Consider the following 1,225-nt stretch of genomic DNA (forward strand, 5'->3'; position numbering starts at 1 on the left):
TGATCCGATACCATTCTTTGGACCGCCGGAAGGTGGAGTTTTCCGGCTGTTTCACGATGGCGGGCTGACGGCGCCATCGGGATTAATCAACGAGATCGGAACCTTGTGCCCGATTGCGCATGTGGGCGCACCTCGTTGTAGTATCTGCGCCAATCCTCCAACTTTTCGGCCGCGTCGGCAAGCGTCAGGAACCAGTGGGCGTTCAAACATTCCGCCCTGAAGCGGCCGTTGAAGGCTTCGATGTAAGCGTTGTCCGTTGGCTTTCCCGGTCGCGAGAAGTCGAGCGTGACGCCCCTGGTGTAGGCCCACAGGTCGAGCTCGCGGGAGACGAACTCCGAGCCTTGATTGACCCGGATCGTCTTTGGATAGCCGATCTTGGGGCAGACCTGTTCCAGCATCCTGACCACATCCTCGGCGCGGTAACTGAAGCGTGGGTCGAGCACCGGCACGTAGCGTGAGAACGTATCTACGACCGTCAGGACCCGGATCTTCTTGCCCGTCGCGAGCTGGTCGTGAACGAAGTCCATCGCCCAGACGTCGTTAGGTTCGACGGCTGGCTGGCGATCGTCTCGCAGCTTCGCCTTCACCCGGCGCTTCGGCGTCTTGTTCCTCAGTTGAAGGCCCAAGTCCCTGTAAATGCGATAGGTCCGCTTCATGTTGATGTCCCAGCCCTCCCGCGTGAGCATCACGTGCACGCGCCGGTAGCCATAGCGAACCCGCGTCGCGCAGATGTCTTTGATCCGAGCTTCGAGGCCGGCCTGGTCACGCCGGCGGATAGGTCGAGGTGTCGAACTCCAGAACACGGCACGCTCGCCGGATCGACACGTTCCAATCAGCACAGGTATCGGCCACCAGCTCGCGTTTGCGACCAGGCCTCACAGTTTTCGGCGGATCACGTCCTGCAGCATCTCCTTGTCCAGCGACAGGTCGGCAACCAGCTTTCTGAGCTTGCCGTTCTCGTCCTCGAGTTGCTTCAGCCGCTTCATCTCTGTCGGCAGCAGCCCGTCATATTTCTTCTTCCAGTTGAAATAGGTCGCCTGGCTGATCCCGGCCCTCCGGCAGATCTCCGCCACAGGAAACCCATCCGCTCCCTGCTTCAGAATGAACGCCTTCTGCGCGTCCGAAAACTTCGATGCTTTCATCGCTTCCGCTCCTCTCCCAGCCGGGAAACTACAGCGGAAAACTCCAATTCTGAACGGTCCAGTTTCTGGGGATCAGATCAACC

General features: G+C 59.7%; 1 pseudogene. It reads right to left on the minus strand.

Features of this window, described 5'->3' with window-relative positions:
- Nucleotides 1-51 precede the first annotated feature (51 nt).
- Nucleotides 52-1,142 (minus strand): annotated as a pseudogene (locus tag NKI35_RS31245) (IS3 family transposase).
- Nucleotides 1,143-1,225: the final 83 nt, after the last annotated feature.

Source organism: Mesorhizobium sp. M0676 (assembly GCF_040320535.1).
Taxonomy (GTDB): Bacteria; Pseudomonadota; Alphaproteobacteria; order Rhizobiales; family Rhizobiaceae; genus Mesorhizobium.